Source organism: Micromonospora sp. NPDC049139 (genome assembly GCF_055586845.1).
In genome coordinates this window covers 206,870-232,091 of sequence record NZ_JBVJHK010000004.1, presented here as the reverse complement: position 1 = coordinate 232,091, position 25,222 = coordinate 206,870, and the positions used below count along the sequence as shown (strand labels likewise).

General features: G+C 74.3%; 29 protein-coding genes. 6 read left to right on the top strand and 23 right to left on the bottom strand.

The window, feature by feature from the left end; translation table 11 throughout:
• The first annotated feature begins 95 nt into the window (after window positions 1-95).
• Complete coding sequence (locus ACZ6Q9_RS10195; protein WP_393452631.1) at window positions 96-1,934, top strand: DUF6311 domain-containing protein; 1,839 nt, start codon at window positions 96-98, stop codon at window positions 1,932-1,934.
• A gap of 95 nt (window positions 1,935-2,029) precedes the next feature.
• On the opposite strand, the gene ACZ6Q9_RS10190 is transcribed toward ACZ6Q9_RS10195, so the two are convergent.
• The 12 genes from ACZ6Q9_RS10190 to ACZ6Q9_RS10135 form a co-directional block, all read right to left on the bottom strand.
• On the bottom strand, window positions 2,030-3,361 hold the full coding sequence (locus ACZ6Q9_RS10190; RefSeq protein WP_393258657.1) for an NAD(P)/FAD-dependent oxidoreductase: 1,332 nt from the start codon (window positions 3,359-3,361) through the stop codon (window positions 2,030-2,032).
• Between the two features lie 102 nt (window positions 3,362-3,463).
• Window positions 3,464-4,021: a hypothetical protein gene (locus ACZ6Q9_RS10185; RefSeq protein ID WP_396828979.1), complete on the bottom strand. Its 558-nt coding sequence runs from the start codon at window positions 4,019-4,021 to the stop codon at window positions 3,464-3,466.
• Window positions 4,018-5,433 (bottom strand): DUF58 domain-containing protein, encoded by a 1,416-nt coding sequence (locus tag ACZ6Q9_RS10180; RefSeq protein WP_396828980.1) that lies wholly within the window; start codon window positions 5,431-5,433, stop codon window positions 4,018-4,020. Before ACZ6Q9_RS10180 ends, ACZ6Q9_RS10185 begins: the two co-directional genes overlap by 4 nt.
• Complete coding sequence (locus tag ACZ6Q9_RS10175; RefSeq protein WP_350703340.1) at window positions 5,433-6,440, bottom strand: AAA family ATPase; 1,008 nt, start codon at window positions 6,438-6,440, stop codon at window positions 5,433-5,435. Before ACZ6Q9_RS10175 ends, ACZ6Q9_RS10180 begins: the two co-directional genes overlap by 1 nt.
• On the bottom strand, window positions 6,437-7,021 hold the full coding sequence (locus ACZ6Q9_RS10170; RefSeq protein ID WP_396828981.1) for a hypothetical protein: 585 nt from the start codon (window positions 7,019-7,021) through the stop codon (window positions 6,437-6,439). The genes ACZ6Q9_RS10175 and ACZ6Q9_RS10170 overlap by 4 nt, the downstream gene beginning before the upstream one ends.
• 43 nt (window positions 7,022-7,064) lie before the next feature.
• Window positions 7,065-7,808, bottom strand: a complete 744-nt coding sequence (locus tag ACZ6Q9_RS10165) for a DUF4129 domain-containing protein (protein WP_396828982.1) — start codon at window positions 7,806-7,808, stop codon at window positions 7,065-7,067.
• A gap of 80 nt (window positions 7,809-7,888) precedes the next feature.
• Window positions 7,889-8,602 carry a uracil-DNA glycosylase gene (locus ACZ6Q9_RS10160; protein ID WP_393259211.1) on the bottom strand — a complete coding sequence of 238 codons (714 nt, stop codon included), beginning with the start codon at window positions 8,600-8,602 and terminating at the stop codon, window positions 7,889-7,891.
• Window positions 8,603-8,621: 19 nt separating this feature from the next.
• A complete protein-coding gene (locus ACZ6Q9_RS10155) occupies window positions 8,622-9,308 on the bottom strand; it encodes a dienelactone hydrolase family protein (protein ID WP_393258649.1) in 687 nt (228 codons plus the stop codon).
• A 207-nt stretch (window positions 9,309-9,515) separates the two neighbouring features.
• On the bottom strand, window positions 9,516-9,998 hold the full coding sequence (locus ACZ6Q9_RS10150) for an LppU/SCO3897 family protein (protein WP_393258648.1): 483 nt from the start codon (window positions 9,996-9,998) through the stop codon (window positions 9,516-9,518).
• Window positions 9,999-10,117: 119 nt separating this feature from the next.
• Window positions 10,118-11,158 carry an HAAS signaling domain-containing protein gene (locus ACZ6Q9_RS10145; RefSeq protein ID WP_393258647.1) on the bottom strand — a complete coding sequence of 347 codons (1,041 nt, stop codon included), beginning with the start codon at window positions 11,156-11,158 and terminating at the stop codon, window positions 10,118-10,120.
• Window positions 11,155-11,487, bottom strand: a complete 333-nt coding sequence (locus ACZ6Q9_RS10140; protein WP_350686966.1) for a PadR family transcriptional regulator — start codon at window positions 11,485-11,487, stop codon at window positions 11,155-11,157. The genes ACZ6Q9_RS10145 and ACZ6Q9_RS10140 overlap by 4 nt, the downstream gene beginning before the upstream one ends.
• Window positions 11,488-11,545: 58 nt before the next feature.
• The gene (locus tag ACZ6Q9_RS10135; RefSeq protein WP_393258646.1) at window positions 11,546-11,845 is read right to left on the bottom strand and encodes a hypothetical protein; all 300 of its coding nucleotides are present in this window, start codon (window positions 11,843-11,845) and stop codon (window positions 11,546-11,548) included.
• Between the two features lie 152 nt (window positions 11,846-11,997).
• Between ACZ6Q9_RS10135 and ACZ6Q9_RS10130 the strand changes: the two genes are divergently transcribed.
• Window positions 11,998-12,807, top strand: a complete 810-nt coding sequence (locus ACZ6Q9_RS10130; protein ID WP_396828983.1) for a helix-turn-helix domain-containing protein — start codon at window positions 11,998-12,000, stop codon at window positions 12,805-12,807.
• Window positions 12,798-13,001 carry a DUF397 domain-containing protein gene (locus ACZ6Q9_RS10125; protein WP_393258640.1) on the top strand — a complete coding sequence of 68 codons (204 nt, stop codon included), beginning with the start codon at window positions 12,798-12,800 and terminating at the stop codon, window positions 12,999-13,001. Before ACZ6Q9_RS10130 ends, ACZ6Q9_RS10125 begins: the two co-directional genes overlap by 10 nt.
• A gap of 811 nt (window positions 13,002-13,812) precedes the next feature.
• Here ACZ6Q9_RS10125 and ACZ6Q9_RS10120 read toward each other — a convergent pair.
• The 4 genes from ACZ6Q9_RS10120 to ACZ6Q9_RS10105 form a co-directional block, all read right to left on the bottom strand.
• Window positions 13,813-14,190 (bottom strand): type II toxin-antitoxin system death-on-curing family toxin, encoded by a 378-nt coding sequence (locus ACZ6Q9_RS10120; RefSeq protein ID WP_393452658.1) that lies wholly within the window; start codon window positions 14,188-14,190, stop codon window positions 13,813-13,815.
• Window positions 14,187-14,390 (bottom strand): FitA-like ribbon-helix-helix domain-containing protein, encoded by a 204-nt coding sequence (locus tag ACZ6Q9_RS10115; RefSeq protein ID WP_350703367.1) that lies wholly within the window; start codon window positions 14,388-14,390, stop codon window positions 14,187-14,189. The genes ACZ6Q9_RS10120 and ACZ6Q9_RS10115 overlap by 4 nt, the downstream gene beginning before the upstream one ends.
• 47 nt (window positions 14,391-14,437) lie before the next feature.
• On the bottom strand, window positions 14,438-15,367 hold the full coding sequence (locus ACZ6Q9_RS10110) for a Ppx/GppA phosphatase family protein (protein WP_393259210.1): 930 nt from the start codon (window positions 15,365-15,367) through the stop codon (window positions 14,438-14,440).
• Window positions 15,368-15,533: 166 nt separating this feature from the next.
• Entirely contained in the window at window positions 15,534-15,923 is a 390-nt protein-coding gene (locus ACZ6Q9_RS10105; protein WP_393258637.1) for a DoxX family protein, read from the bottom strand.
• 95 nt (window positions 15,924-16,018) lie between these two features.
• Between ACZ6Q9_RS10105 and ACZ6Q9_RS10100 the strand changes: the two genes are divergently transcribed.
• Window positions 16,019-16,663, top strand: coding sequence for a TetR/AcrR family transcriptional regulator (locus tag ACZ6Q9_RS10100; RefSeq protein WP_396828985.1), 645 nt, complete (start codon window positions 16,019-16,021; stop codon window positions 16,661-16,663).
• Window positions 16,664-16,678: 15 nt separating this feature from the next.
• Here ACZ6Q9_RS10100 and ACZ6Q9_RS10095 read toward each other — a convergent pair whose 3' ends face one another.
• The 4 genes from ACZ6Q9_RS10095 to eno are packed head-to-tail and all read right to left on the bottom strand — an operon-like array spanning window position 16,679 to window position 19,769.
• Window positions 16,679-17,215 (bottom strand): amino-acid N-acetyltransferase, encoded by a 537-nt coding sequence (locus tag ACZ6Q9_RS10095; protein ID WP_466021400.1) that lies wholly within the window; start codon window positions 17,213-17,215, stop codon window positions 16,679-16,681.
• Between the two features lie 2 nt (window positions 17,216-17,217).
• Complete coding sequence (locus ACZ6Q9_RS10090; protein WP_396828987.1) at window positions 17,218-17,775, bottom strand: DUF501 domain-containing protein; 558 nt, start codon at window positions 17,773-17,775, stop codon at window positions 17,218-17,220.
• 34 nt (window positions 17,776-17,809) lie between these two features.
• On the bottom strand, window positions 17,810-18,454 hold the full coding sequence (locus ACZ6Q9_RS10085; protein WP_393453643.1) for an FtsB family cell division protein: 645 nt from the start codon (window positions 18,452-18,454) through the stop codon (window positions 17,810-17,812).
• A 31-nt stretch (window positions 18,455-18,485) separates the two neighbouring features.
• The gene (gene eno, locus ACZ6Q9_RS10080) at window positions 18,486-19,769 is read right to left on the bottom strand and encodes a phosphopyruvate hydratase (protein ID WP_350703373.1); all 1,284 of its coding nucleotides are present in this window, start codon (window positions 19,767-19,769) and stop codon (window positions 18,486-18,488) included.
• Window positions 19,770-20,003: 234 nt separating this feature from the next.
• On the opposite strand from eno, the gene ACZ6Q9_RS10075 reads away from it, so the two are divergent.
• Together ACZ6Q9_RS10075 and ACZ6Q9_RS10070 are read left to right on the top strand one after the other, a co-directional pair.
• On the top strand, window positions 20,004-20,696 hold the full coding sequence (locus ACZ6Q9_RS10075; protein WP_393452668.1) for a hypothetical protein: 693 nt from the start codon (window positions 20,004-20,006) through the stop codon (window positions 20,694-20,696).
• Window positions 20,693-21,631, top strand: coding sequence for an NAD(+) diphosphatase (locus ACZ6Q9_RS10070; protein WP_396828988.1), 939 nt, complete (start codon window positions 20,693-20,695; stop codon window positions 21,629-21,631). The genes ACZ6Q9_RS10075 and ACZ6Q9_RS10070 overlap by 4 nt, the downstream gene beginning before the upstream one ends.
• Before the next feature lie 171 nt (window positions 21,632-21,802).
• Here ACZ6Q9_RS10070 and ACZ6Q9_RS10065 read toward each other — a convergent pair whose 3' ends face one another.
• Genes ACZ6Q9_RS10065 through ACZ6Q9_RS10055 form a run of 3 tightly spaced genes read right to left on the bottom strand, consistent with a single transcriptional unit; the run spans window position 21,803 to window position 25,176 of the window.
• Window positions 21,803-23,422 (bottom strand): DUF885 domain-containing protein, encoded by a 1,620-nt coding sequence (locus tag ACZ6Q9_RS10065; RefSeq protein ID WP_393258625.1) that lies wholly within the window; start codon window positions 23,420-23,422, stop codon window positions 21,803-21,805.
• 9 nt (window positions 23,423-23,431) lie between these two features.
• Window positions 23,432-24,403 (bottom strand): nucleoside triphosphate pyrophosphohydrolase, encoded by a 972-nt coding sequence (locus tag ACZ6Q9_RS10060; protein ID WP_396828989.1) that lies wholly within the window; start codon window positions 24,401-24,403, stop codon window positions 23,432-23,434.
• 2 nt (window positions 24,404-24,405) lie between these two features.
• The gene (locus tag ACZ6Q9_RS10055; protein WP_393258621.1) at window positions 24,406-25,176 is read right to left on the bottom strand and encodes a hypothetical protein; all 771 of its coding nucleotides are present in this window, start codon (window positions 25,174-25,176) and stop codon (window positions 24,406-24,408) included.
• Window positions 25,177-25,222 lie beyond the last annotated feature (46 nt).

The window sequence follows — 25,222 nt, the reverse complement described above, 5'->3', positions numbered from 1 at the left end:
ACCGGGCGCGTCGACACGCCTGGTGCAGTGTCACGGTAGCCGGTCGGCGGCGACCCGGCGTACCCCGACGCCCGGGTCGCACTAGGGTCGAGGCCGTGAGCAGCGCAGCCCCCACGGCCCCCGACGCCGCCCCTGACCAGGCCGTCCTCGCCGCCGACCGGCTGCCGCGCCGGCTCTCGCCGGCCCGCCTGCTGACGACGGTCTCCCGGCACCGGGCGGGCGTCACGGTCGGGCTCCTCTTCGTCGCGCTGGCCGGCTGGCTCACCCACGGGCTCTGGCCCGACCCGACGACCCGGGTCCTCGCGCTGAACCCGGCGGACCAGGCCCTCTACGAGTGGTTCCTCGCCGTCGACGCGCGGGCGCTGCTCGGCGACTTCGACCTGCTCACCGACCGGCTCAACGCGCCGGACGGGGTGAACCTGATGACCAACACCACGGTCATCGCGCTGGGGATCCTCCTCGCCCCGGTCACCCTGCTGCTCGGGGCACCGGTCACCTTCGCGCTGCTGGCGCTGGCGAACCTGGCCGGCACCGCCGTCGCCTGGTATCTACTCTTCACCCGGACGCTGGGCGCCCACCGGGTCGCCGCCGCGCTGGGCGCCGCCCTCTGCGGCTTCGGCCCGGGCATGGTCTCGCAGACCAACAGCCACCTGCACATGACCGCCCAGTGGCTGGTCCCGGTGATCGTCTGGCTGGTGGTCCGGCTGCTGCGCGCCGCCGACCCCGCCGGCCGGGTCACCACCGACGGGCCGGACCGCCGGCGGGTCGTCAGCTCGGCCGTCGGCCTGGCGGCGGCGGTCACGGCGCAGGTCTTCATCGGCGAGGAGGTGCTCTTCCTCTGCGCGCTGACGCTGCTGGTGATGGCGGTCACGTACGCCGTGACGGACCGTGGCCTGGCCCGCCGCGCCCTGCCCGGCTTCGCCGGCGGGATGGTGCTCGCCGCCGGGCTGGCCCTGCTCGTGCTGGCCTGGCCGCTGTGGTTCCAGTTCGCCGGGCCGCAGGGCGTCGCGGACGGCATGTTCAGCCCGCACTACTTCTCGGCTGACCTGCGCAGCTGGTGGACGGTGTCGCCGCTGTCGGTGGTCGGCAGCGACGGAGCCGCCCGGCTGACCACCGGCCCGGCCGAGTACAACACCTTCCTCGGGTGGCCCCTGCTGCTGGTCACCACCGCCTGCGCGGTCTGGCTGGGTCGCCGCCCGCTGGCCGTCGCGTGCGTGGTCGGGGCGCTGGCGATGGGGGCGCTGTCGCTCGGCCCCCGGGTGGTGCTCGACGGTGAGCGCACCGCCGTGCCGGGGCCGTACACACTGCTCTCCGGGCTGCCCGTGGTGGACGGCGCGCTGCCGATGCGGTTCGCCCTCGCGACGCTCCCGCTGATCGCCACGCTGCTGGTGCTCGCGGCCGACCGGGCGCTGCGCGGCGCGGGCCGGGCCCGGCGGCTGGTCCCGGCGGCGGTCGGCGTGGCGCTGCTGCCGCTGCTGCCCGCCCCGCTGCCCACCGCCGAGCGCCCGCCGGTGCCGGAGTTCGTCACGGCCGGCCACTGGCGGCAGTGCGTCGAGCCGGGCGGGGTGCTGGTGCCGGTGCCGCTCGCCACGCCGCAGGAGCCGTGGCCGATGCGCTGGGCCACCGCCGCCGACGCCGCGTTCGGCATGCCGGAGGGCTTCTTCATCGGCCCGTACGGCCGGGGCGGCACGGCGGCGATGGGCACCTACAAGCTGCCCACGTCCGCCCTGCTGACGGAGGTCGCCAGACGCGGCGGGCAGCCGGTGATCGGGGACCAGCAGCGGCGGCAGGCCGCGAAGGACGCCGACTTCTGGGGTGCCTCCTGCGTCGCGCTGGCCGTCGACACCCCGCACGCCGACAGCCTGCGCGGCACGCTGGAGCAGCTCTACGGGCCGTCGACCCGGATCGCCGACGCCTGGATCTGGCGGGTCTGACCGGCGCCCGCCCGCCCGAGGCGGCGCGGCGTGAACCCGCCCACACAGGCCGCCGGCCCCTCCGCTCGAGCGGAGGGGCCGGCGGTGGTGCTCGGTCAGGCCCGGCCGGCGCCGGCGGGCTGGGACGCCTCGGCGAACTCCTCGCGCGGGTCGTGCAGCTGGCCCAGGGCGACCACCTCGCGCTTGAGGAAGAACGCCAGGGACCAGTCGACCACCACCCGGACCTTCCGGTTGAACGACGGGATCCGGCTCATGTGGTACGTCCGGTGCATGAACCATGCCGGCCAGCCGGTCATCTTGATCCCGTACACCTGGGCGACGCCCTTGTGCAGGCCGAGGCTGGCCACGCTGCCGGCGTGCTTGTGCTTGTACTCCACCGGCTCCCGGCCGCGCACCACGTTGGCGATGTTGTCGGCCATCCGGGCGGCCTGGCGGACCGCGTGCTGGGCGCTCGGCGAGCAGTAGTTGCCCGGCTCCTTGGTCAGGTCCGGCACCGCCGCGCAGTCACCGGCGCTCCAGGCGCCCTCGACCGCCCGGTCGCCGTCGACGATCTGGAGGGTCGGCAGGCAGGTGACCCGGCGCCGCTCGTCGCGGGGGAAGTCCGTCGCGTCCAGCATCGGCGACGGCTTGACGCCGGCCGTCCAGACGATGGTGTCGGAGCGGAAGCTGTCGCCGTCGGAGAGCTTCACCACCCCGTCGACGCAGGACTCCAGGCGGGTGTCCAGCCGGATGTCCATGTTCCGCTTGAGCAGCTGCTGGACCGTGTAGGCGCCCATGTCCCGGTCGACCTCCGGCAGCACCCGCTGGGTCGCCTCGACCAGCACCCAGCGCATGTCCTCCGGCTTGAGCTCCGGGTAGTACCTCAGCGCGTCCCGGGCCATGTCCTCCATCTCGGCGAGCGCCTCGATGCCGGCATAGCCGCCGCCGACGAAGGTGAAGGTCAGCGCGGACCGGCGGACCTCCGGGTCCGGCGTGACGGCGGCCACGTCGAGCCGGTCCAGCACGTGGTTGCGCAGGTAGATGGCCTCACCGATGGTCTTGAAGCCGATGCCGTGCTCGTGCAGGCCGGGGATCGGCAGCGTCCGCGAGACCGAGCCGGGGGCGACGACGACGTGGTCGTACGGGATCTCCCGGGTCGGGCCGCTGATCGGCTGCACGACGGCGGTCTTGCGGTCGTGGTCGATCCGCGTCACGGCGCCCGCCACCACCTTGCACCGCCGCAACTCGCGTCGCAGCGGCACCACGGAGTGCCGGGGCGAGATGTTGCCGGCCGCGGCCTCGGGCAGGAAGGGCTGGTAGGTCATGTGGGGCTGAGGGTCCACCACGATGACCTCAGCCTCACGGGAGCTGAGCTTCTTCGACAGGCGCAGGGCCGCGTAGAGACCGACGTGCCCGGCACCCACCACAAGGATCCGCTTCGGATTCACGTCATCTATCTTTCCCGGCGCGGCCCGGCTAATCCCGATCGCGCCCCTCTTCTGTGACGGAGCACAACCCCTGTGACCTGCGCAACTGCTGTTACCGGCAGGTTAACGGCGGCGCAGCAGCCACCCCAGCAACGCTGTCAACGCTATCGCCGTCAGTAGTCCGGCCGCGGTCGCGAGTTGGGATCCGGCGCCGTCGCCGAGGCCGCCGATCTCCACGAGGAGCACGCCGAGCACGAAGGTGCCCAGCAGCACCGCGCCGGCCCGCGCGAGCCAACGCACGATCACGTCCGGGTCGACCACCGCGTCGTACGGCAGGACGGCGGCCAGCGCGCAGAGGGTGTGCGTGAGGTAGAGCACGGCCGCCACGGCGAGCAGCCGCCAGAGCGCGATGGGCCGGCCGTACCCGTCGGTGGCGACCAGCCAGCCGGCGACCGTGACCAGCGCGGCGAAGGTCGGCCAGACCCGGCGCGGCCCGAGCGCCGGCAGCAGCGCCACCACGACCAGGGCGAGCAGCGGCTGGCCGAGGAGCACCTGCGACGGGTAGGCCACCACCAGCCCGACCAGCGTGGTGAGGAAGATGCCGGCGCGGACCAGCAGCGGCGTCAGGCTGACCCGGGCGGCGGCGTACCGCACCGCCCGGACGCGCTCGACCGGTTTCATCGGGCCCCCACCCTCGGGGCGGTGGCCAGCCGCGCCACGTCCCGCAGCACCTGGTCGAGGCTGCCCGCGCCGGCCCAGCGCACCACCGGCACGCCGTGCTCCCGCAACTGCCCGATCATGGTGTCCCGGTCCAGCCGCCACAGCCGGTACGCCACCTCGGCCCAGCCCCGGTCCTTGGGCGGGGCGAGGTCGGCCGGCAGGGTGTCCACCGCGACGACGAACCGCCCCGAGCGGGCCAGCCGGGCCAGCATCTGCGCCGACCGCTCGTCCAGCAGCGGGGTGAGGACCACCACCAGCGCGTCCGCGGAGAGCAACTGCGGCCCGAAGACCTGGTCGTACGGCTCGTGCGGGGAGGACTCGGCGCGCACGTCGAGCAGCCACTCCAGGACGGTCAGGTACTGCCGGCGGCCGGTGGCCGGGCGCAGCCGGCGGGCGGCCGGGCCGTACTCCAGCATCGACACCCGGTCGCCGCGGTGCAGGTAGTGCTCGGCGATCGCGGCGGCGGCCCGGACCGTGGTGTCCAGCACGGAGGCGGCGCCGGACACGCCGCCGGAGCGGCCCGCCTCGGCGAGCACGTCGAGCAGCACCACCACCTCGGCGTCCCGGTCGGAGAGGGTGGCCGCGACGTGCAGTTGCCGGGCGCGCAGCGACACGCGCCAGTCGATCCGGCGCAGCCGGTCGCCCGGGGCGAAGACCCGCACGCCGGCCAGTTCCCCGCCCTCGCCGGGCCGGCGCGAGTGGTGCGCCCCGACCAGGCCGGCGGCCCGGGGCATCGCCTCGACCGCGTCGAACGGCTCGGTCCTCGGGTAGACCCGGACCCGGGCCGGCTCGGTGACCACCGCGCGGGAGACCAGCAGGCCCTGCGCGGCGGCGACCCGGGCGCCGGCCGGGCCGACCGGGTGCCGGCCCCAGCGCAGCGCCGTGCCGGCCAGCTCCAGGTCGACGGCCGCGTCGGTCGGGACGGCGGTCACGAAGGGCCGGTCGGCGACGGACGGGACGACGGCCGAGGGGGCGCCGGGCGCGGCCACCGCCCCGGCGATCGTGGCCCGCTCCACCCGCAGCCACGGCGAGACCCGGCTGCGGACCACCGCCACGTCGTAGTCGAGCAGGTCCGGGTTGCCGACGCTGACCGTGCCGGTCAGCTCGCCGCCCTCGACCAGGTGCCCCTCGTCGGCGGAGATCCAGACCTGCGGCAGGGCGGCCGGCCGGCGGCGCAGCGCGTACGCGGTGCCGATCGCGAACGGGGCGGCCAGCACGATCAGGTCGACCCGGCCGAGCAGCACCCCCGCGATCAGCAGCAGGCCGGTGAGCAGCACCGCCCGGCCGAGCGCCCAGGTGGGCACCCAGCCGGTCGCGGGCTGCGGCCCCTGCTCCGGCGACTCGGTGCGGGGCGGCACGGCGGGCGCGACCATCAGTGCCCGGGCCGGCCGGCGGCGTAGCTGGGCAGCGCCCCGCTGGCCGGCGCCGGGGTCGCCTCCAGCACCTCGCCGACCACGAAGGACGGGTCGACGCGGCGCAGCCACATCTCCGGACGCAGCGTGATCCGGTGCGCCAGCGCGGGCGCCGCGACCTCCTTGACGTCCTCCGGCACCACGTAGTCGCGGCCGGCCATCACGGCCCGCACCCGGGCCAGCAGCAGCAGCGCCAGCGAGCCGCGCGGCGAGGCGCCCACCAGCACCGACGGGTGCTCCCGGGTGGCGGCGGTCAGCGCGACGATGTAGCGACCGACGGAGTCCTCGACCACCACGTCCTCCAGCGCGGCCTGCATGGCGCGCAGGGTGGCCGCGTCGACCACGGGCTTGATGTCCGCCTCCTCGCGGCGGCGGGCCATCCGCCGGCGCAGCACCTCCCACTCCTCCTCGTGCTCGGGGTAGCCGAAGGAGACCCGCAGGAGGAACCGGTCGAGCTGCGCCTCGGGCAGCGGGTAGGTGCCCTCGTACTCGATGGGGTTGGCGGTGGCCAGCACGTGGAACGGCTCGTCCAGCCGGTAGGTGACGCCCTCGACCGAGACCTGCTTCTCCTGCATCGCCTCCAGCAGGGCCGACTGGGTCTTCGGCGGGGTCCGGTTGATCTCGTCGGCGAGGAGCAGGTTGGTGAAGACCGGGCCGGCCCGGAACGCGAAGTCGCCGCTGCGCTGGTCGTAGAGGAACGAGCCGGTGACGTCGGCCGGCAGCAGGTCGGGGGTGAACTGGAGCCGGCGGAAGTCCAGCCCGAGCGCCTGCGCGAAGGAGCGCGCCGTCAGCGTCTTGCCCAGGCCCGGCAGGTCCTCCAGCAGCACGTGCCCGCCGGCCAGGATGCCGGCGAGGACCAGCTCCAGCGCGTCCCGCTTGCCGACCACGACCTGACCGACCGCCTCCAGCACCGACCGGGCGAGGTGGCCGACCTCCGCGGCGGGCATGCTGCGGTCCACGTCGTTCATATCTTCTCCAGTTCGGCGACGATCGCCGCGAGGTCGCGCGGCGACGGGGGGCGGCGGGAGGGCGTGCTGAGAAAGGTCCAGAGCCGGTCGCCCAGCAGGGCGCGGGCGCGGGCCGGGTCCGACTCGCGGGTCAGGCCGTGACGCTGACGCAGCCGCTCGTCGGCCAGTTCGCCGAGCCGCGGCAGGACCCGCTCGGCGAACCGCTCCCGGCTGCTCCCGCACCAGTCCAGCGGGCGCTCCCAGCCGTTGATCGCGGTGCGCAGCGCGTCCCGGGCACCCCAGTTCCACGTGCCGTCGTCGTCGCCGGCCGGGCCCCGGGCACCGGCCCGGGACGGGGGCGTGGGCGCGAGGGCGGCGACGACCCGGCGCACCACGAACAGGGCGACCACCCCGACGACCAGGACCGGCAGGGAGACCCGGAGCCCCACCACGCGCAGGCCGGCGACCAGCACCACCACGACCGCCGCGATGCCGGCCAGGGCGCGGAACACCCGGCCGACCCGCCCGCCCCGGGACCGGCCGGCAGGCCCCGGCCGCTCCTCCTCGAAGCTCAGCAGGTCGTCGATGCTGGTGCTGCTCACCGCGCCACCTCATCACGCCGGGCGCACGCCCGCCACGACCCGGTCACGTCGGCACCCCGGGGTCGCCGGCGACCACGGCGGTCAGCTCGGCGCGGAGCCGGCGCAGCGCCGCCCGGGCCTGGTCGCGGGTGCGCTCGTCGACGGGTCGGGTGGCGTACCGCGCCTCGCGGTAGACGTGCGCGAACTCGGCCAGCACGTCGGCGCTGACGATCGCCGGCACCCCCGCCGACGGGTCGCCCCGCAGCAGGCGGGTGACCAGGTCGGTGGGGGTGTCCCCGGCCAGCCGGGGCACACCGGCGCCGGCCGCGGCCTCTTCGAGGCGTACCCAGCAGGCGATGACCGCGGCGCGCGGGTCGGCGTCCGCGTCGTCCAGCTCCACCAGGCCGGCGTCGAGGGCGGCGGCCACCTCGAGGGCGGTGCCCTCGGCCGTACGCCGGTTCCGCTGCCGCGGCAGCGCCCGGGTGGTGCGGCGCATCGCGCCCCGGACCAGCGTCCAGGCGAGGTAGCCGAACGCGGCGAGCAGGGCCGACCCCAGCAGCACGAGGGCGACCGTGCCGAGCCACGGCGGGATGCTCGCCTGGGTGTCCTCGCCGGCACCCCGGGGATCGACGGGGATCGACGCGGCCGGCTCGGCGGTAGGGTATTCCGGCACGTAGGGGAGGTTGTCGGCGGCGGGCGGGATCCGGCTGGCGCCGATCGACGAGTGGGCGGACGCCAACGCGGCGACGGCAAGCAGGACGCCGACCGCGGCGACCGGCCACCACCTGCGTAGCACGCTCAGATCCATCCGGGGTTACCTCCGGGCCGCCGGGGGGTGCGTCGCGGGCCGACGCGTTCCGTCCGTCATCGCCACCGCCCCCGCGTGCCTCAGTCCACCCCGGCCAACTGCTTCGCCCGGGCGAACACGTCGTCCAGCATCCCTGGTGTCAGCCGTCCGGTGAAGGTGTTCTGCTGGCTGACGTGGTAGCAGCCCAGCAGCTCCGGTGCGGCCGTGCCGGACCAGTGTGCCCCATGACCGAACGCCGGTCGCGGGGCGGGCGGGCGCTGGCCGTACACCTGACGCAGCACCGGCCACCACGCGGACCAGGCGAAGGCGCCCAGCGCGACCACGACGCGCAGGGTGGGCCGGATCAGCGCGACCTCGCGGTGCAGCCACGGTGCGCAGGTGTCCCGCTCGCCCGGGGTGGGCTTGTTGTCCGGCGGCGCGCAGCGCACGGCGGCGAAGATGCGGGTGTCCCGCAGGGACAAACCGTCGTCGGCGGCGACGCTCGTCGGCTGGTTGGCCAGCCCGGCGCGGTGCAGCGCGGCGAAGAGCACGTCGCCCGAGCGGTCGCCGGTGAAGATCCGGCCGGTGCGGTTCCCGCCGTGCGCGGCGGGCGCCAGGCCGAGGATGGCGATGCGCGCGTCGGGGGCGCCGAAGCCGGGCACCGGCCGGCCCCAGTACTCCTGGTCGCGGAAGGCCGCCCGCCGCGTGCGGGCCACCTCCTCGCGCCACTCGACCAGGCGGGGGCAGGCGAAGCAGTCGCTGACGGCGGCGTCGAGGTCGGCGAGGTCGGTCGCCCGCGCGGCGCGGGCGACCACCTCGTCGGGCGTACGCGGCTCAGCCAAGCTTGGCCCGGAAGAGTTCGAGGGTGCGCGCCCAGGCGGTGGCGGCGGCGCGCTGGTCGAAGTTCTCCGGCCGGTCCTCGTTGAAGAAGGCGTGCGCGGTGCCGGGGTAGTCGTAGGTCTGGCACGTGCCGCCGGCGGTCTCGACGGCGCGGCGGACGGTCTGCACGCCGTCGGCGGTGGAGGTGCCGTCGGCTTCGGAGCAGTGGATGAGGGCGGCCTTGCCCGCGTAGTCGGCCCACTCGGAGCGCATCCCGTCCCAGGGCAGCCGGGGGTAGAAGGCGGCGGTGGCGACGATCCGCTCGGTGCGGCTGGCCGCCCACAGGGCCAGGCTCGCGCCGGCGCAGAAGCCCGCGCAGCCGACCTTGCCGGTGACCTCGGAACGCCCGGCGAGGTAGTCCGCCGCGGCGGCGATGTCCGCCGCCGCCTCGTCCATCTGCGGGCTGTTCAGCATCTGGCGCGGCTCGTCGGGCTTGCTGGCCGGGCCGCCGTGGCGGAAGTCCGGGGCGAGGGCGACGAACCCGGCCTCGGCGAACCGGTCCGCGACGGAGGTGATGTGGGGCACGAGCCCCCACCAGTCCTGGATGACGATGACCGCTGGGCTGGCCGCACCGCCGGACGGTATCGCGAGATACCCCTCGCGCGTACCCCCGTTGCTGGTGAAGCTCACCATTTCACCCATCGGCCCGTCCTCCTAGCGGTCAGTCATCGTTGGCTGGTCGCCCAGTGGTCCTACGTGCCGGTAGCCTGCCACGCCGTGCGCGCCCCGGGGAAGACGCCGGAACAGTGGCATTCACCTCCCGTTCGCCGGCCGTACGCGGAGACGCCGACGGCGGCGCGGACCGTCGTCCGCGCCGCCGTCGGCGGTGCCGTGGTGCCGTGGGGCCGGTCAGGCCTTCTTGGTCAGGCAGAGCAGGTAGCCCGTCTTGCCCGGCTCGATGCTGTAGAAGACGTAACCGTCCTGGTCTTCCTTGATGTACTGCTCGCACGCCTCGCCGGAGCGGGCCTGCGCCTCGGTCTGCCCGTCGACCCGACCGACCACGTTGTACACGGCGTCGGTGGAGGTGCACTCGACGACCTTCGCGCCGTCGACCTCCTCCTCCTTGGTGCCGGTCACCTCGGGCAGCTCGGCGATGCAGTCGCCGACCTTGGCGTCGGCGGTCTCGTCCTTGTTGAGGAAGTTGCCGATCGCCGAGCCGACGCCGAACTTGAGCCCCGCGACGACCAGGAACGCGACGATCGCGCCCACGATGCCGAGCACCTTCTTGGAGCCGGACTTCTTCGTCTCCGGCCCTGCCGGTGGCGGCGCCTGGACGGCCGACGGGGGCTGCGCGGCGTCCGGCGCGGGGGGCGGTGCGACCTGCTCTGACACGGGTTGTCCTTCCGAGGGGTGGATGAGCAGACGACACCGTAGCGATCGGGTACGACGGCCGCCGCCCCGTCGACCTCATCCGTTCAGCTATTTCCCAGCTTTCCCGGACGCGATCCGGCTCACGTCCGGCTCGGCGCCGGGGTGGCCGGGGCCGCCTCCGTCGCGGGCGGGGCCTCCGTCGCGGTCGGGACCGCGGTAGGTCCGGCCGTCGGGCTGCCCGTAGGGACCGGGCCGGACGGGTCGGCCGACGCGGTGGGCGCCAACGGGGGCAGGCCGGGCGCGGGCCGGGTGGCCGCCGGTGGGCGCGGCGCGAACGGCGCCTCGTCGGGGCAGTACGGGTACGGGCGCAGCAGCGGGTTGCCGACCCCGTTCGGGTCCCGCCCGTCCGGGCAGTGCGGGTAGCCGAGGCGGATCGGGTCGCCGTTCTGGTCGAAGAGCCGGGCGTTCTCCACCAGCCGGCCCTCGCTGTCGTAGACGTAGACGTCCCGGACGTGGGAGTACCGGTCGTCGACCGAGATGTGCTCGTAGCCGAAGTCCCCGGAGCCGACGCGGCCGTTCACGTCGGTCAGGCCGATCAGCCCGAAGACCACCAGCACCGCCGTGCCGGCGTGCAGCAGCCGCCGCTTGGGCCGGGTCAGGCTCGGCGTGTGGTGGCCGAGCCAGATCGAGGCGAGCACGCTGCCGGCGAGCAGCACCAGGCCGGCCAGCGCGCTGCCGTTCAGCTCGGGCAGCACGCCGAACGAGTCACCGGTGGTGGCCACCGTGACGAGCATGGCGGCCAGGTAGCCGCGCAGCACCCACCAGGCCGGCCGGAGCAGCCGGAGGAACTCGCTCGCCGAGGCGTACCCCAGGGGCGGTCCGAGTTGGACGTCCCAGCGCTGCGCCCGCGCGCGGAGCCGGTCCACGGCGGCACCCAGGCGGCGGTCGAGGCGACGGCCGCGGGCGACGGCGCCGACCCCGGCGGCGGCGCGCAGCTCGGCCGCGTACGCCTCGGGCGCGCCGAGCCGCTCGACCAGCGTGCCGTCGGCCTCGACGGCGACCTCGGCGAGGTGTTCCGGCAGGTCCTCGGTCAACTCGTCGCGGTGCGCCGGCGGCAGGTCGGCCAGTGCGGCCCGCACCCGTGCGACGTAGTCCGCGATCTCCTGCTCCGTGACGGTCATGCCGCCATCCCCCGATCGTCGAGCAGTGCGTCCATGGTGGTGGCGAACGAGCGCCAGAGCTTGCCGTAGCGGGTGAGCTGGTCCCGGCCGGCGGCGTTGAGGGAGTAGTACTTGCGGTGCGGGCCGGACTCGCTCGGCACGACGTAGGTGGTCAGCAGGCCGGCGGCGTAGAGCCGGCGCAGCGTGCCGTAGACCGAGGCGTCGCCGACCTCCTCCAGCCCGGCCTCGCGGAGCCTGCGCAGGATGTCGTAACCGTAGCCGTCCTCCTCGCGCAGGACGGCGAGAACCGCGAGGTCCAGCACGCCCTTCAGGAGCTGTGTGGTGTCCACGCTTTGCACACTACTGCGCATTGCGAAATAGTGTCAAAGGAACGCGCCGCGCGGCGGGTCAGGCCGCGCGGCGCGCCGCCTCGTCCGCGATCCGCAGCAGATCCCGGAGTACGTGCACCAGCGCGCGAGCCTGCGCCAGGTCGATCGGCCAGCGCTCCGGATCGTCGCCGGCCGACAACTCCAGCAGGACGCCGGCCGGAGCCAGCCGCCCGACGTCCATCTGCCAGAGCGCGGCACGCACCTGGATCACCTCGTCGCCGCGCGGCGCGGCCGGCCGCAGGCGGGACAGGTGCAGCGCGCTGGTCCCGCAGCCGCTCTCGGGCACGCACCACGTCGGGTGGAGGCGTCGGATCGTCACGTCATCGCCCCTCGTCGGGTTGTGAGGGCACTGTGGGCCCCGGGTCGCCCCCATCATCGTGACCATCCGACTACGGTCGGAAGTCACGCGGCGGGCACCGGCCGGCGGTGGCCCGCCCGGCCCGACGTGTGAAGCCCGGTGAGCGAGGTGTGATGACCAGACCCCAACTGTCGACGCTGGATCTCCTGGCCGGCGAGCTGCGGCGGCTGCGCACCGAGCGCGGGCTGAGCCAGGAGGAACTGGCCCGGCGGATCAACTACTCCGGCTCGCTCGTCGGGATGGTGGAGATCGGCCGGCGTACGCCCTCGCTCGACTTCGTCCGGCGCGCGGACGAGGCGCTGGACAGCGGCGGCCTGCTCGGACGGATCCTGCCGCTGGTCAGCGTGGAGACCGCGCCGGCCTGGTTCCGGCCGTGGGTGGCCGTCGAGCAGGAGGCGGCCACGCTCTGGTGGTTCGAGATCTCCGTCCTGCCCGGCCTCCTCCAGACCGAGAGCTACGCCCGCGCGGTCCTGGCCGGCGGCGGGCTTCACTGCCCGGAGCAGATCGAGCAGCGGGTGACCGCCCGACTCCAGCGGCAGCAGATCCTCGACCGGGCCCAGCCACCGCAACTGGTCGCGGTCATCGACGAGGGCATCCTGCGCCGGCCGGTGGTCGACCAGTTCGGGGTGATGCGCGAACAGCTTGAGCATCTGATCACGTTGGCGGCGCGTCCGCACGTCCACCTGCATGTGGTTCCGACCGAGGTGGGCGTCTACCCGGGCCTTGCCGGGCCGTTCATCCTGGCCGGGTACGCCGACGGTGGTTGGGTGGCGCATCTCGACAGTCCGCTGCGCGCCCAGGTGCTGGACCGCGCCGAGGAGATTGCCAGCCTGCACCGCAGGTGGGAAAGTGTCCGCTCAGAGGCGCTGTCCCGGCGGCAGTCGCTGGCCCTGATGCAGGAAGTGGCGAAGACATGGAGCTGACCGGCGCCCGGTGGCGCAAGTCCACGCGCAGCGACAACGGCGGTGCCTCGTGCGTGGAGGTCGCCGACAACCTGCCCGGCGTGGTGCTGGTCCGCGACAGCAAGGACCGCTCGGGCCCCGTGCTCTCCTTCGGGCCGACCGCCTGGTCCCGCTTCGTCACCGGCGTCGTGGACGGCACGGGTCTCCGGAGCTGACGGCACCGTTTCGCCGAAGGGCCCCGCTAGCCCGTCAGCAGGTTGACCACGACACCGGCCGGGATGGACGCCGCGACCCCGGCGAGAAAGAACCACCACTGGGCCCGCTGCCCGCGCTCGTTCGTCGTGCGCACCAGGGTCTCCAGGTCCACCAGCCTCTGAGGCACGTCGGGCGCTGGCCCGGGCGGAGCGGGAGGCGGGGGCACCGGGTTCGGCGCCGAGGTGAGGAAGGTGTTCGGCCGCGTCTTGGGCCAGCGGCGTACCCGACTGGTGGAAGACGCGATCTCCCTAACCGTGGAACTGAGCCACCGCAGTCGCCGCCTGGGCCGGGGCGTGGCCGGAGCCATGGGTGGCGAATCCGACTGGGGCGGGGCATACGATTCGGCACGCGGTACCCAGCGCCGCCAGGGCATTCCCGCGTGTCCGCCGGGATGCCCTTGCTGCGGGTATCCCTGGAACTCGGGCGGTTCGATCCGATGGCGGAGCAACACCTCCCGACTGCGACCCGCCCGGAGCCAGAGCCCGCCGGCTAGCCCGACCAGCAGCAGGTCCGCCACGGCCGCCACCAGCGACCACGGCTGCGGAAGCCCGTACGCCACGACGCCCGTCACGCCGGCCGCCGCGATCAGCACCCTGGGCAGTCTGCTCATGCCGCTATTCAAGTCCTTCATTCCCCGGTTGTCGTGACGCAAAGGCGACACCGGGCACGCATCGGTTTCCGACCTCGCGTAGCCGGCGTCGCTGCCCGGCCGGCTACGCGAGGCTCCAGGCGATGCCGTCCGACATCTGCGACAGAATCCGTACGGTCATATCAAACATAGAGCTTGCGGAGTTCCCGGGCGATGTCGGAGACCTCGGTCATCGCGCCGCTGGCCACCGACATCACGAAAGCTTCGGCCTGATCGACGTCGACATCGCGGATCGGGACCTCGTTGAGGGCCAGGAAGACACGCGCCGCCGCCCAGGCGAGACGCTTGTTCCCGTCGATCAGCGCGTGGTTCATGCAGATCGAGTGCAGCAGCGCGGCGGCCTTGCCCCACAGTTCGGGGTAAGCCTCCTGGCCGAACGCAACCGTGGCGGGCCGCACGACCGCGGAGGAGAGCAGGCCGGGATCACGCACCTGCGGTGCCTCGCCGAGGACGATCGAGGCGATCTCCATCAGGTCGTCGACGTCCAGGTAGTTGATCACTCGGCAAGTCGCCGCAGCAGCTCGGCGTCACGGTCCGCGACCTCGCGGGCAAGACCCTGTACGCGGGCGCGACGGCTGCGAGCAGCCACGTACTCCTCCACCGCCACGACGATGGTGGCGTTCATCGACCTGTGCTCCTGCTCGGCGAGAGCCTTCAGCCGCTCGTGCAGACCGTCGGGGAGATTGACCGTGGTGACCATATGGAAATCATACCGCTGGTGACCAGCGGATTCCGGGTCGCGCGACCTCAGGCCAGCGACCAGGCGATGCCGTCGAGGATGTCGTGCTCGGAGGCGACCACCGAGGCCATCCCGGCCCGCTCCATGATCACCCGGAGCACCAGGGCGCCGGCGCCGATCACGTCCGCCCGGCCCGGGTGCATCACCGGGATCGCGAGCCGCTGCTCCCGGCTCTTGCCGAGCAGGTCGGCCGTCACGTCGGCCACCGCCTCGTACGACACCCGGGCGTGGTGGATGCGGCCCGGGTCGTACTCCTGGAGGCCCTGGGCGATGGCGACCACGGTGGTGACCGACCCGGCGAGCCCGACCAGGGTGGCGGCCTGCCGGCCCGGCACGGCCGCCAGCGCCCGGTCGACCGCGACGGCGATGTCGGCCTGCGCGGCGGCGACCTCGGCCATGCCCGGCGGGTCGCCGTGCAGGTGCCGCTCGGTCATCCGGACGCAGCCGATGTCCATCGAGATGGCCGCCTCGACGCCGCCGGCGCGGCTGCCCACGACGAACTCGGTCGAGCCGCCGCCGATGTCGATGACCAGGAACGGTTCCTCGGTGCCGGCGGGCAGCCCGCGCACCGCGCCGGTGAAGGAGAGCCGCGCCTCCTCGTCGCCCGTCACCACCTCGGGCGCGACCCCGAGGGTCCGCTCGACCATCTCCCGAAAGTCGGCGGCGTTGGAGGCGTCCCGGGACGCCGACGTGGCGCACATCCGGACCCGCTCCGCGCCGAGTTTCTCGATCTCGGCCGCGTAGGAGGCCAGCGCGACGCGGGTGCGCTCGATGGCCTCCGGGGCCAGCCGGCCCGTCTTGTCGACGCCCTGGCCGAGGCGGACGATCTCCATCCGCCGGCTCAGGTCGACCAGCGGCGCGTCCGGGCCCGCCGAGGGATCGGGCAGGTCGGCGACCAGCAGTCGGATCGAGTTGGTCCCGCAGTCGATGGCGGCCACGCGCGTCGTCACGGCAGCAACCCTACGGCAGGATCCGGGGCTTGTTCGCCGCCCACCCGCACCGGGCTGGGGCCACGGGCGGATGCTCCCATGGAGGTCAAGGGGTGAGGGCGGCGAAGTCGGCGCGTAGGGTGTCGGCGGCCGGGCCTCGCCTACCGGCCGGTGGCTACCCCCAGTTCCGGGCAGCGAGGGCGTAGGGGCCGAACCTGCCCCAGGCGACCAACACCGCCAACGCGAGCACCACCAGGTTGCCGATGCTGTGGGGGTATTCTCCCCGGCCGATGTGCACGATCCCGCCGCCGAGCATGACAACGGCGAGACCGGTGGCGGCGATCGGAGTGAGCACAGGCGCGATCAAGGTGAGGGCGGGAAGGACCAGCCCGGCCGCGCCGAGCACCTCCAGGACGCCGATCACCTTCACCATTCCGGAAGAGAAGTCGACCACCCACGGCATCAACGGGACGAGCGAGTCCTTGGCCATGACGACCTTCATGCCGCCCGCCCCGGCGAACAGGACGGCGAGGAGGCCCTGGGCGACCCAGAGAACGATCTTCAACGTAACTCTCCACAAAACGAAGGGAACCCTGCGGTTGAGCGGTACGCCAACCGTACCAGAAACGCAGGGCACCCTTCACTTCGTAGGATTGGGTCATGAGATCTGGCAAGGGGCTGCGGAGGGACGCCGAACTCAACCGTGGACGCGTCGTGGCGGCAGCCCGTGCGGTGTTCGGCGAGCGCGGGCTGGAGGCACCGCTCGAGGACGTGGCCCGGCGGGCCGAGGTCAACATCGCCACCCTCTACCGGCACTTCCCGAAGCGGGAGTCACTGATCGAGGCGGTACTGACCGATCGGCTGAACGAGCTGGCCGACCTCGCCGAGCAGGCCGTTCGGGCACCCGACCCCGGGGCCGCCTTCCGCGACTTCGTCGAGCGGGTGTGTGCGATGCAGGCCGCCGACCGAGCGGTGACCGAAGGCTTCACCGCCTGTTTCCCCAACTCGCCCGGCATGGAGGAACCCCGGTCCCGGGCGCTGGGCGCACTGGATGCCCTGATCCGGCGCGCCCAACAGGAGGGCCAGCTGCGCTCCGACGTGACGGGCGCCGACGTCATGCTGTTCCTGATGGCCAACGCCGGCGTGCTGCGCTCCACCCGGCAGGCGGCGCCGGGGGCGTGGCGGCGCCTGGTGGCGCTACTGCTCGACGCCTGCCATCCGGAGGGCTTCGCATCCGCACTGCCCCCCGTCCCCACTTCCGAGGAGCTGCACGACGCCATGGTCGCCACCCGCCCCGGCCGCTGACCAGCGAACGGTCGGTCAGAGGCGCAGCAGCATCCGGGTGTTGCCGAGGGTGTTCGGCTTGACCCGTTCCAGGTCCAGGAACTCGGCGACACCCTCGTCGTAGGAGCGCAGCAACTGCTCGTAGACGGGCTGCGGCACCGGCGCGCCGTCGATCTCGGTGAACCCGAACGAGCCGAAGAACCGGGTCTCGAAGGTGAGCACGAAGATCCGGGCCACGCCCAGCTCGCGGGCGGCGTCGATCAGCTCCGCGACGATCCGGTGGCCGAGCTTCCGGCCCCGGCAGGACGGGTCGACCGCCACCGTCCGGATCTCGGCCAGGTCCTCCCACATCACGTGCAGCGCGCCGCAGCCGACCACCGCGCCGTCGTCCGACCGGACCGCGACCCGGAACTCCTGCACGTCCTCGTAGAGGGTGACGGTGGCCTTGCTGAGCAGCCGCCGGTCGTCGGTGTAGGTGTCGACCAGCCGCCGGATGCCGCGCACGTCGGAGGTGCGCGCCCGCCGCACCACGATCTCGTCGGCCCCCGCCACGCCCCCGCCCCCGTTCGCCATGGTCAGTCGGCCGCCGGCGCGTCCACGCAGGGGCCGGCCGCCCACCACTTCTCCACCAGCGCCAGCGTCTCGTCGCCGAACGGGTTGACCCCCGGCCCGGCACCCAGCGCGTGCCCGAGGTGCACGTGCAGGCACTTCACCCGGCCGGGCATGCCGCCGGCGGAGATGCCGGCGATCTCCGGGACCTCGCCGATCGCCTCCCGGCGGGCCAGGTAGTCCTCGTGCGCGGCGCGGTAGCGCGCGGCCAGCTCCGGGTCGGTTGCCAGCCGGTCGGCCATCTCCTTCATCAGCCCGGCCGACTCCAGCCGGCTGCACGCCGCCGTGGCGCGGGGGCAGGTCAGGTAGAACAACGTCGGGAAGGGCGTGCCGTCGGCCAGGCGCGGCGTGGTCTCCACCACGTCGGGCAGGCCGCAGGGGCAGCGGTGGGCGACCGCCCGGGTGCCCCGGGGCGGGCGGCCGAGCTGCGCGGCCACCGCGGCCAGGTCGGCCTCCGTGGCCGGCTCGCGCTTCGGCGGGGGTACGGAGTCCGCCGCCGGCTCCTGCGGTGGTACGACTGTCACGGTGCCCATCTCTCGTTCGGTGCTCGGGTGCTGCTCACTTGTCGGGCTGGTCGCCGTTGGCGGCCCGCACGCTGGACCAGAGGGTGTCATACCAGGGGTCGGGCGTGGCCGGCTTCGCCGACTGGGCGGCCCCGCCGGCGGCGTCCCGCGCGGCGCCCTCGGGGTCGGAGAGCACGACCAGCAGCGTCTCGTCGGGGCGGACCATGAAGAACCGCTCCCGGGCCTTCGTCTCGATGTACGCCGGGTCCTGCCACTTGGCCGCCTCGGCGGAGAGGCCCTCGATCACCTCGCGCTGGGCCGCCTGGGCGGCCTCCATCCGCTCGATGTCGGCCTGCTGGTCGAGGTAGACCCGCACCGGGTAGGTGTAGGCCAGGGCGAGCGCGATCAGCACCGCGAACAGCACGGTGGCCCGCCCGGTGAGGCCCCGGGAGCGGGGTGCGGTGAGCCGCTTGACCGTGCCGCCGGCCGCCGTACGACGGGCCCCGGCGGGCCGGTTCGCGGAGCGTACGCCCTCGGCGCCCCGGGCCGTCCCCGGTGCGCGACCGGCGGTGGCACGCGGCTCGGCGCGGACGCCGCCGTCGCGGACCGAGGCCCGGGCGCCCCGGGCCCCGCCCGGCCGGCCGGAGTGACCCGGCCGGCGGGCGGGACGCTGACCACCCGGTGTGCGGCGCTGCTGCATCGTCACACCCCTCCCCCGAGGTTCGCGCGTCTCAGGCCGAACGGTAGCGCGGGAACGCGCCCGCCCCGGCGTACCGCGCCGCGTCGGCCAGCTCCTCCTCGATCCGCAGGAGCTGGTTGTACTTCGCGACCCGGTCCGAGCGGGCCGGGGCACCAGTCTTGATCTGGCCGCAGCCGGTGGCCACCGCCAGGTCGGCGATGGTGGTGTCCTCGGTCTCGCCGGAGCGGTGGCTCATCATGCACTTGAAGCCGGCCCGGTGGGCGAGGTCCACCGCGTCCAGGGTCTCGGTCAGCGAACCGATCTGGTTGACCTTGACCAGGACCGCGTTGGCGGCGTTCTCGGCGATGCCGCGGGCGATCCGCTGCGGGTTGGTGACGAACAGGTCGTCGCCCACGATCTGGATGCGGTCGCCGACGGAGGCGGTGAGGGTCTGCCACCCGGTCCAGTCGTCCTCGGACAGCGGGTCCTCGATCGACACGATCGGGTAGTCGCCGATGAGCTTGGTGTAGTAGTTGCTCATCTCCTCGGCGGTCTTCGCGGCGCCCTCGAAGGTGTAGGTGCCGTTGTCGAAGAACTCGGTGGCGGCCACGTCGAGCGCGAAGACGATGTCGGTGCCGAGCCGGTAGCCGGCCTTCTCGACCGCCTCGGCGATCAGGTCCAGCGCGGCGGAGTTGGTGGGCAGGTTCGGCGCGAAGCCGCCCTCGTCGCCGAGGCCGGTGGAGAGGTCCTTCTTCTTCAGCACCGACTTCAGCGCGTGGTAGACCTCCGCGCCGGAGCGCAGCGCCTCGCGGAAGCTGGGCGCGCCGATCGGCGCGATCATGAACTCCTGGATGTCGACGTTGGAGTCCGCGTGCGCGCCGCCGTTGAGGATGTTCATCATCGGCACCGGCAGCAGGTGCGCGTTCGGGCCGCCCAGGTAGCGGAAGAGGCTCAGCTCCGCGCTGCCGGCCGCCGCCTTGGCCACGGCCAGGGAGACGCCGAGGATGGCGTTCGCGCCCAGCTCGGACTTGCTGTCGGTGCCGTCGATGTCGAGCATCTTCTGGTCGATCAGCCGCTGCTCGCTGGCCTCGTAGCCGATGAGCTCGTCGACGATCTTGTCCTCGATGTTCGAGACCGCCTTCTCGACACCCTTGCCCTGGTAGCGGTCGGCGTCACCGTCGCGCAGCTCGATCGCTTCGAAGGCGCCGGTGGAGGCGCCGGAGGGCACCGCCGCACGGGCGATCGTGCCGTCGTCGAGCCCGACCTCGACCTCGACGGTCGGGTTGCCCCGCGAGTCCAGAATCTCCCGCGCGACGATTCCCTCGATGGTTGCCACTGAGTCGCTCCTCGTTTGTGTGGTTCCGGTCCGGTTCGGGCCGCGACGGTGCGGCTGAGGCAGGTGTTGAACGCAGCGTATCGGGCGGCCGTCGGACGCGGGCGGTCCGGGCGCACGGGGACCGGATCCGGAACCCGCCCTCCGGCGGCGCTTTACACAGACATTCCCGAATTCTCGGGCCTCAACCGGCAACGGGTTTGCGCGCGGTTGACCCGATCGGCCACGCTGTTCGCCATGCCCGCCGCCTCGACCACCCTCCGCATGCTCGCCGTGTCGGTCATCGCGTCGCTCACGGTGACCGGCTGTCAGACCCTGGACGACGCCGGCCGGGCGATCGGGCGGGCCGACCTGGTCAACGACGTGGCCGCCCGGCTGGACGGGGCGCTGGAGCTGACGTACTCGGCCGACTACCAACTTCCCGGCGGGCAGACCGCCACCATCGTCCAGGCCCAGGAGCCGGCCCGCTCCGCCTACACCTGGCCGGGCGGCAAGCTCACCGTCACCCCGGAGGCGACCACCCGCTGCGAGACCGCCGCCGGCCGGGCGACCTGCACCCTGGAGGCCCCGCCCGCGCCCAACGCGAAGCCCTCGGTGGCCCTGTTCACCGAGGCCAAGCAGCAGGGCCTGGTCACGCCGCCGATCGTGGTGGGGCTGCTGACCGCCGCCGCGCTCGAACCGGACGCGGTGATCACGCAGAGCGACACCACCCTCGCCGGTCGCCATGCCACCTGCGTCGACGTGGAGCGGTCGAGCGGCGACTTCATCGCCTGCGTGACCACCGAGGGGGCGCTGGGCAGCTTCACCGGCCAGGTCGACGGCAAGCCGGTCGAGCTGGCCCTGCACCGCTACCGCGAGACGGTCGACGCCACCGCGTTCGCCCTGCCGTCCGGCGCCGGCGTGGTGGACCGCCGGACGACCACCTCGTGACCGGCCCGGCCGCCGCCCCGAACCCGGCCGGCACGGCCGCCACCCCGTCCGGTGCGGCTGGTGGGCACGCGGCGTCGGGTCGCGGACGACCGGGCGGGTTCGTCCCCGGGGCCGACCGCGCCGTCGCGCCCGCGCCGACCGACCTGGCCCTGCCGGTGGCCGGTCGCAAGCTGCTGACCGCCGCCGACGGCGCCGTCCTGCGGGTCGCCGACCTGCCGGCCGACACCGCGTGGGTGCCGCTGGGCACGCTGGACGGCGTCCCCGCGTGGGCGGCCGAGGCGACCGGGCAGGAGGAGCTATCCGGGGCGACGGGGCTGCCGGCCCGCTGGCGCGGCTGGGCGTCGCTGGCCGCCGAAGTACCCGAGCCACTCGCCACGCTGGCCGGCCGGGCGCTGACGGTGGTCGACTGGCGGCGTACGCACCGGTGGTGCGGGGCCTGCCGGGCCGAACTGGCCGACGTGCCCGGGGAGTCGTCCCGGCGCTGCCCCGACTGCGACCTGTACGTGCCGATGCGGCTCTCCGCCGCCGTGCTGGTGGCGATCACCCGTCCCGGGCCGGCCGGCCGCCCCGACGAGCTGCTGCTGGTGCGGCACGCGTACGGGCCGACCGCGCTGTGGGCGCTGGTCGCCGGGTTCGTCGAGGCCGGCGAGACGCTGGAGGCGGCCGCCCACCGCGAGGTCGGCGAGGAGGTCGGGCTGACGCTGGCCGGGCTGGCCTACTTCGGCAGCCAGCCGTGGGCGCTCTCCGGCCCGAACGTGCTGCTCACCGGCTTCACCGCCACCGCCGCCGACCCAGGCGCCGAGCCGGTCGTGGACGGGCGGGAGCTGACCGAGGCGCGCTGGTTCCCGCTCGACCGGCTGCCGGCGGAACTGCCGCCCGCGTACTCCATCTCGCGCTGGCTGATCGACGCGACGGCGACCGCCGCGCGGCGGTGAGCGTGCCCTGCGCGTGCTCTACCGTGCGGGGCGCTACGCGTGCTCTACCGCGCGGGCGCTGTGCGTGCTCTAACGCGCGGTCGCTGTGCGTGCTCTAACGCGCGGGCGCTGCGCGTGCGCTGTTAGGAGGGGGCCCTTCCTCTACCGAAAACGTTAACTAGGTGCCCTTCCTTACACGCCGAGCAGGGTGCGCAGGTGGCGCGGGGGCGGGCAGTCGTGGGCGAGCATCGCGTCGTGCCAGTCGCGCACCGACACGCCGGCCGGGCGGGCCGCGGCGATCTCCGCCACCTCGCTGTAGCCGACGAAGTACGTCGAGAGCTGCGTCGAGGTGAGCAGGGCGCGCCGCCACTTGCCGGCCGCCTCGCCCTCCTCCTGGAAGCCCCGCCCGGTCAGCAGGGCCATCGCCTCGGCCTCCGGCAGCCCCTCACAGTGCACGAGCTGGTCCAGCAGCGCGTTGATGGTCATCCGGAGCTGCATCTTGAGCTGTTGCAACCGGACCGGCAGGCCGCCGAAGCCGAGGCCGACCATCAGCTCCTCCGCGTAGACCGCCCAGCCCTCGATGAACGGCCCCGACTCGGTCAGCGCCCGGACCCGGGTGGGGCCGACGTGCCGGCGGGCGTGGGCGAGCTGGAGGAAGTGCCCCGGCATCGCCTCGTGCACGGTCAGGTTGCGGATCATGTGGTCGTTGTATTCCCGGTAGAACGACTCGACCCGCTGCGCGGGCCAGTCCGCCGGGGTGGGCGCGATGCAGTAGAAGGTCGGCACGGCCGCCGTTTCCAGCGGGCCCGGCGAGTCGCAGTAGGCGACCGCGACGCCCCGGGCGAACTCGGGCATCTCCTGGATCACGCAGGGGTCGTCGACCAGCGTGACCAGGTCGTGGGCGCGGACGAAGTCGGTCGCCTCGTCCAGGGTCACCGAGGCGAGCGCCACGATGGTGTGGTCGTCGGGGTGCTCGGCGGCCAGCAGGTCCAGCGCACGACGCACGGTCTCGTCGTCGGCCGGGCCGCCGACCAGCTCGACGGCCGCCGCGCGGATCTCCTCGGTGACCCGGTCCAGGTTGGCCCAGGCCCGGCGCTGGATCTCGGCGGCGCCCAGCTCGGTGTCGAGGGTGTGCCAGAGCCGCGCCTCCCAGCGGCGGCGGCCCAGGCGCGGGTCACGCCCGGGGCCGGCGTCGGCCGCCAGGCCCACGCGCAGCCACGCGACGAACTCCTCCAGCGCGGCGATCGCCGCGATGGCGGCCGGCTCGACCCGGTCGTGCAGGGCGGGCGCCTGCGCGAGCAGGGCCGGCACCTCGTCGCGGATCAGCGCCGCCGTGCCGGTGAACTGCCCGACCGCCGTCTCGGCGTGGATGCGCGGCATGTCGCGCAGCGTGGCGCGGGCGGTCGCCAGCGCGTCCGGCACCGCCGCGAGCCGGCCGGCCAGGCTGGTCAGCCGCTCCTCGACCGGGGCGTACGGGCGGGCGGCCAGCGCGTGCAGCAGCGGCCCCGGATTGTGTACCAGCGGGTCCCACTCGTGCGCGCGGATCTCGGCCCACTCGAACAGCGCCTGGTCCACGAACGAGGTGAGCAGGGCGTGGTCGACCCGCTCCTCGACCTCCAGCGCGTCCGGGTCCAGCTCGGAGAGCGCGTCGGCTGCCTCCCTCAGCATCGCCTGGTCGGCCGCGGCGGCGGTCGCGGAGAGATCCGGCAACCGGTCGTCGTACCGGTGGTCCCCGGTGGAGGTCGCGAGCCCCGGCCGGCTCTCCAGCAACGCATCGACGATCCGCTCGGCGAGCGGCACAAAGGATTCCACCCACCGACCCTACCGGCGTTCGGCCGTCCTGACCGCGTCCGCGTAGGCGAGGGCGGCTCGGCGCAGGGCCGCCTCCGCGTCCAGGCCGGCCTCGCGGGCCGCTGCCACCGTGGCGAGCAGGCCCGCGCCGAGCCGCGCCTCCGGGTCCACCTGGGACTCCGCCAGCGGGGGCGGCACGGCGAGCCCGACCCGGCCGGCGCGGTCGAGGATCTTGGCGGCCAGGGCGAGCGCGGGCTGGCTCAGCGCGATGCCGTCCAGCACCGAGTCACGCGCCTTCTCGGCCCGCTTGATCCGCTCCCAACTCGCCTCGATCTCCTCCAGCGTGCCCGCCTCGCCCTCCGCGAAGACGTGCGGGTTGCGCCGGACCATCTTGTCGACCAGGCCCCCGGCCACGTCGTCGACGGTCCACCGCCGCCCCTCGGGCAGCTCCTCGGCGAGCCGGGCGTGCAGCACCACCTGGAGCAGCACGTCGCCCAACTCCTCGCGCAGCGCGTCGGTGTCCTCGGCGCTGATCGCGTCGTACGCCTCGTAGCACTCCTCCAGCAGGAAGCCCGCGAGGCTGCGGTGGGTCTGCGCCCGCTTCCACGGGTCGCCGCCCGGCGAGGCCAGCCGGTCCATCACCGCCACCGCGTCGAGCAGCCGGGCGCCCGGCGGGTCCCACGAGCCGTACATCAGCTCCAGCTCGGCCAGCCCCGGCTCGCGGGCCAGTCGCAGGCCCAGCTCCCGGGCCAGCGACTCGTCGCCGGCCGGGCCGGCCAGCCACACCACGGTGCCGTGCGCCGCCGCCGCGTCCAGCAGCGCCTGCGTCGCCGGGCCGTCGACCACGGTCACCTCGGCGCCCGCCGCGCGGACCGCCGTGGTCAGCTCGCTCTCCGCCCCCACCAGCACCGGATGCCGGCGTACGACGTCCCAGGCGGCGGCGGTCAGCAGCCCGGCCGGCAGCCGGGGCGAGGTGACGAGCAGGACGATCCGCGCCGGCATGCTCAGCTGTCGGCCGGGCCGGCCGCCTCCGCCCCGGCGGGCGGCAGCGGATCCGGGGTGGAGACGTCGGTGACCGCGTCCGAGCCGGGCTCGCCCAGCGGCACGCTCACCGCCGGGGCGTTGCCGGCGAAGCTCAGCACCGGGAACTCCAGCGGGCGGTAGCGGGGGTTGACCGTCACGTCGTGCGCGGCGACCGCCTCGGCCAGCGCCTTCCGGGTGGCCAGCGCGGTGCGGAACTGCTCGCCGTCGAGCTGGCCGGCGGCCGCCTCGTCGGTCACGTCGGCCGGGATGGCGCCCGCCTCGCGGCCCGCCGCCACCACGTCCCGCAGCTCCTGCTCGGTCGGCGCGGCCGGCGCCCCGGTCGGCACGCCGGACAGGCAGGTGTAGAGGTCGGCCACCCGCCGCACGTAGTCGGTGTCGGGCGACAGGCCGAACTGCTGGGCGAGCTGCGCCGCCGGCACCGCCCCCCGGGGCTGGTAGTTCTTCTCCGCCGAGACCTGTGCGCAGACCTCGCTCAGCACCAGCACACTGACGACCTCGCCGCGCCCGGGCAGCTGCGGCGCGGGCGCCGAGGGCCGGGCGTCGGGGGCGGCGGACTCCCCGCCCGGGGTCGGGTTCTTCGTCCGCAGGTCAGTCATGACCCCGGCGACGGCATCCTCGGTGATGCGCTGGTCGCCCACGTAGGCGGCGACACCGGGCTCGGCACGGCAACCGGAGAGGGCGACGAGGCCGATCGCCACGCTGGCGACGGCGACAAGACGGCGAGCACGCATGACGGCCACTCTCTCATGCCGCCCGCGGCCCGTGTGACGCCGCCCA

Bases quoted from the DNA above. Each gene is read 5' to 3' on its own strand.
- ACZ6Q9_RS10185 (WP_396828979.1), bottom strand. From the start codon at position 4,021: ATGAAACCGGTCGAGCGCGTCCGGGCGGTGCGGTACGCCGCCGCCCGG.
- ACZ6Q9_RS10155 (WP_393258649.1), bottom strand. From the start codon at position 9,308: ATGGGTGAAATGGTGAGCTTCACCAGCAACGGGGGTACGCGCGAGGGG.
- ACZ6Q9_RS10115 (WP_350703367.1), bottom strand. From the start codon at position 14,390: ATGGTCACCACGGTCAATCTCCCCGACGGTCTGCACGAGCGGCTGAAG.
- ACZ6Q9_RS10100 (WP_396828985.1), top strand. From the start codon at position 16,019: ATGAGATCTGGCAAGGGGCTGCGGAGGGACGCCGAACTCAACCGTGGA.
- ACZ6Q9_RS10055 (WP_393258621.1), bottom strand. From the start codon at position 25,176: ATGCGTGCTCGCCGTCTTGTCGCCGTCGCCAGCGTGGCGATCGGCCTC.
- ACZ6Q9_RS10060 (WP_396828989.1), bottom strand. From the start codon at position 24,403: ATGCCGGCGCGGATCGTCCTGCTCGTCACCTCGCCCCGGCTGCCGGCC.
- ACZ6Q9_RS10130 (WP_396828983.1), top strand. From the start codon at position 11,998: ATGACCAGACCCCAACTGTCGACGCTGGATCTCCTGGCCGGCGAGCTG.
- ACZ6Q9_RS10165 (WP_396828982.1), bottom strand. From the start codon at position 7,808: ATGGATCTGAGCGTGCTACGCAGGTGGTGGCCGGTCGCCGCGGTCGGC.
- ACZ6Q9_RS10075 (WP_393452668.1), top strand. From the start codon at position 20,004: ATGCCCGCCGCCTCGACCACCCTCCGCATGCTCGCCGTGTCGGTCATC.
- ACZ6Q9_RS10085 (WP_393453643.1), bottom strand. From the start codon at position 18,454: ATGCAGCAGCGCCGCACACCGGGTGGTCAGCGTCCCGCCCGCCGGCCG.
- ACZ6Q9_RS10180 (WP_396828980.1), bottom strand. From the start codon at position 5,433: ATGGTCGCGCCCGCCGTGCCGCCCCGCACCGAGTCGCCGGAGCAGGGG.
- ACZ6Q9_RS10125 (WP_393258640.1), top strand. From the start codon at position 12,798: ATGGAGCTGACCGGCGCCCGGTGGCGCAAGTCCACGCGCAGCGACAAC.
- ACZ6Q9_RS10145 (WP_393258647.1), bottom strand. From the start codon at position 11,158: ATGACCGTCACGGAGCAGGAGATCGCGGACTACGTCGCACGGGTGCGG.
- ACZ6Q9_RS10095 (WP_466021400.1), bottom strand. From the start codon at position 17,215: ATGGCGAACGGGGGCGGGGGCGTGGCGGGGGCCGACGAGATCGTGGTG.
- ACZ6Q9_RS10175 (WP_350703340.1), bottom strand. From the start codon at position 6,440: ATGAACGACGTGGACCGCAGCATGCCCGCCGCGGAGGTCGGCCACCTC.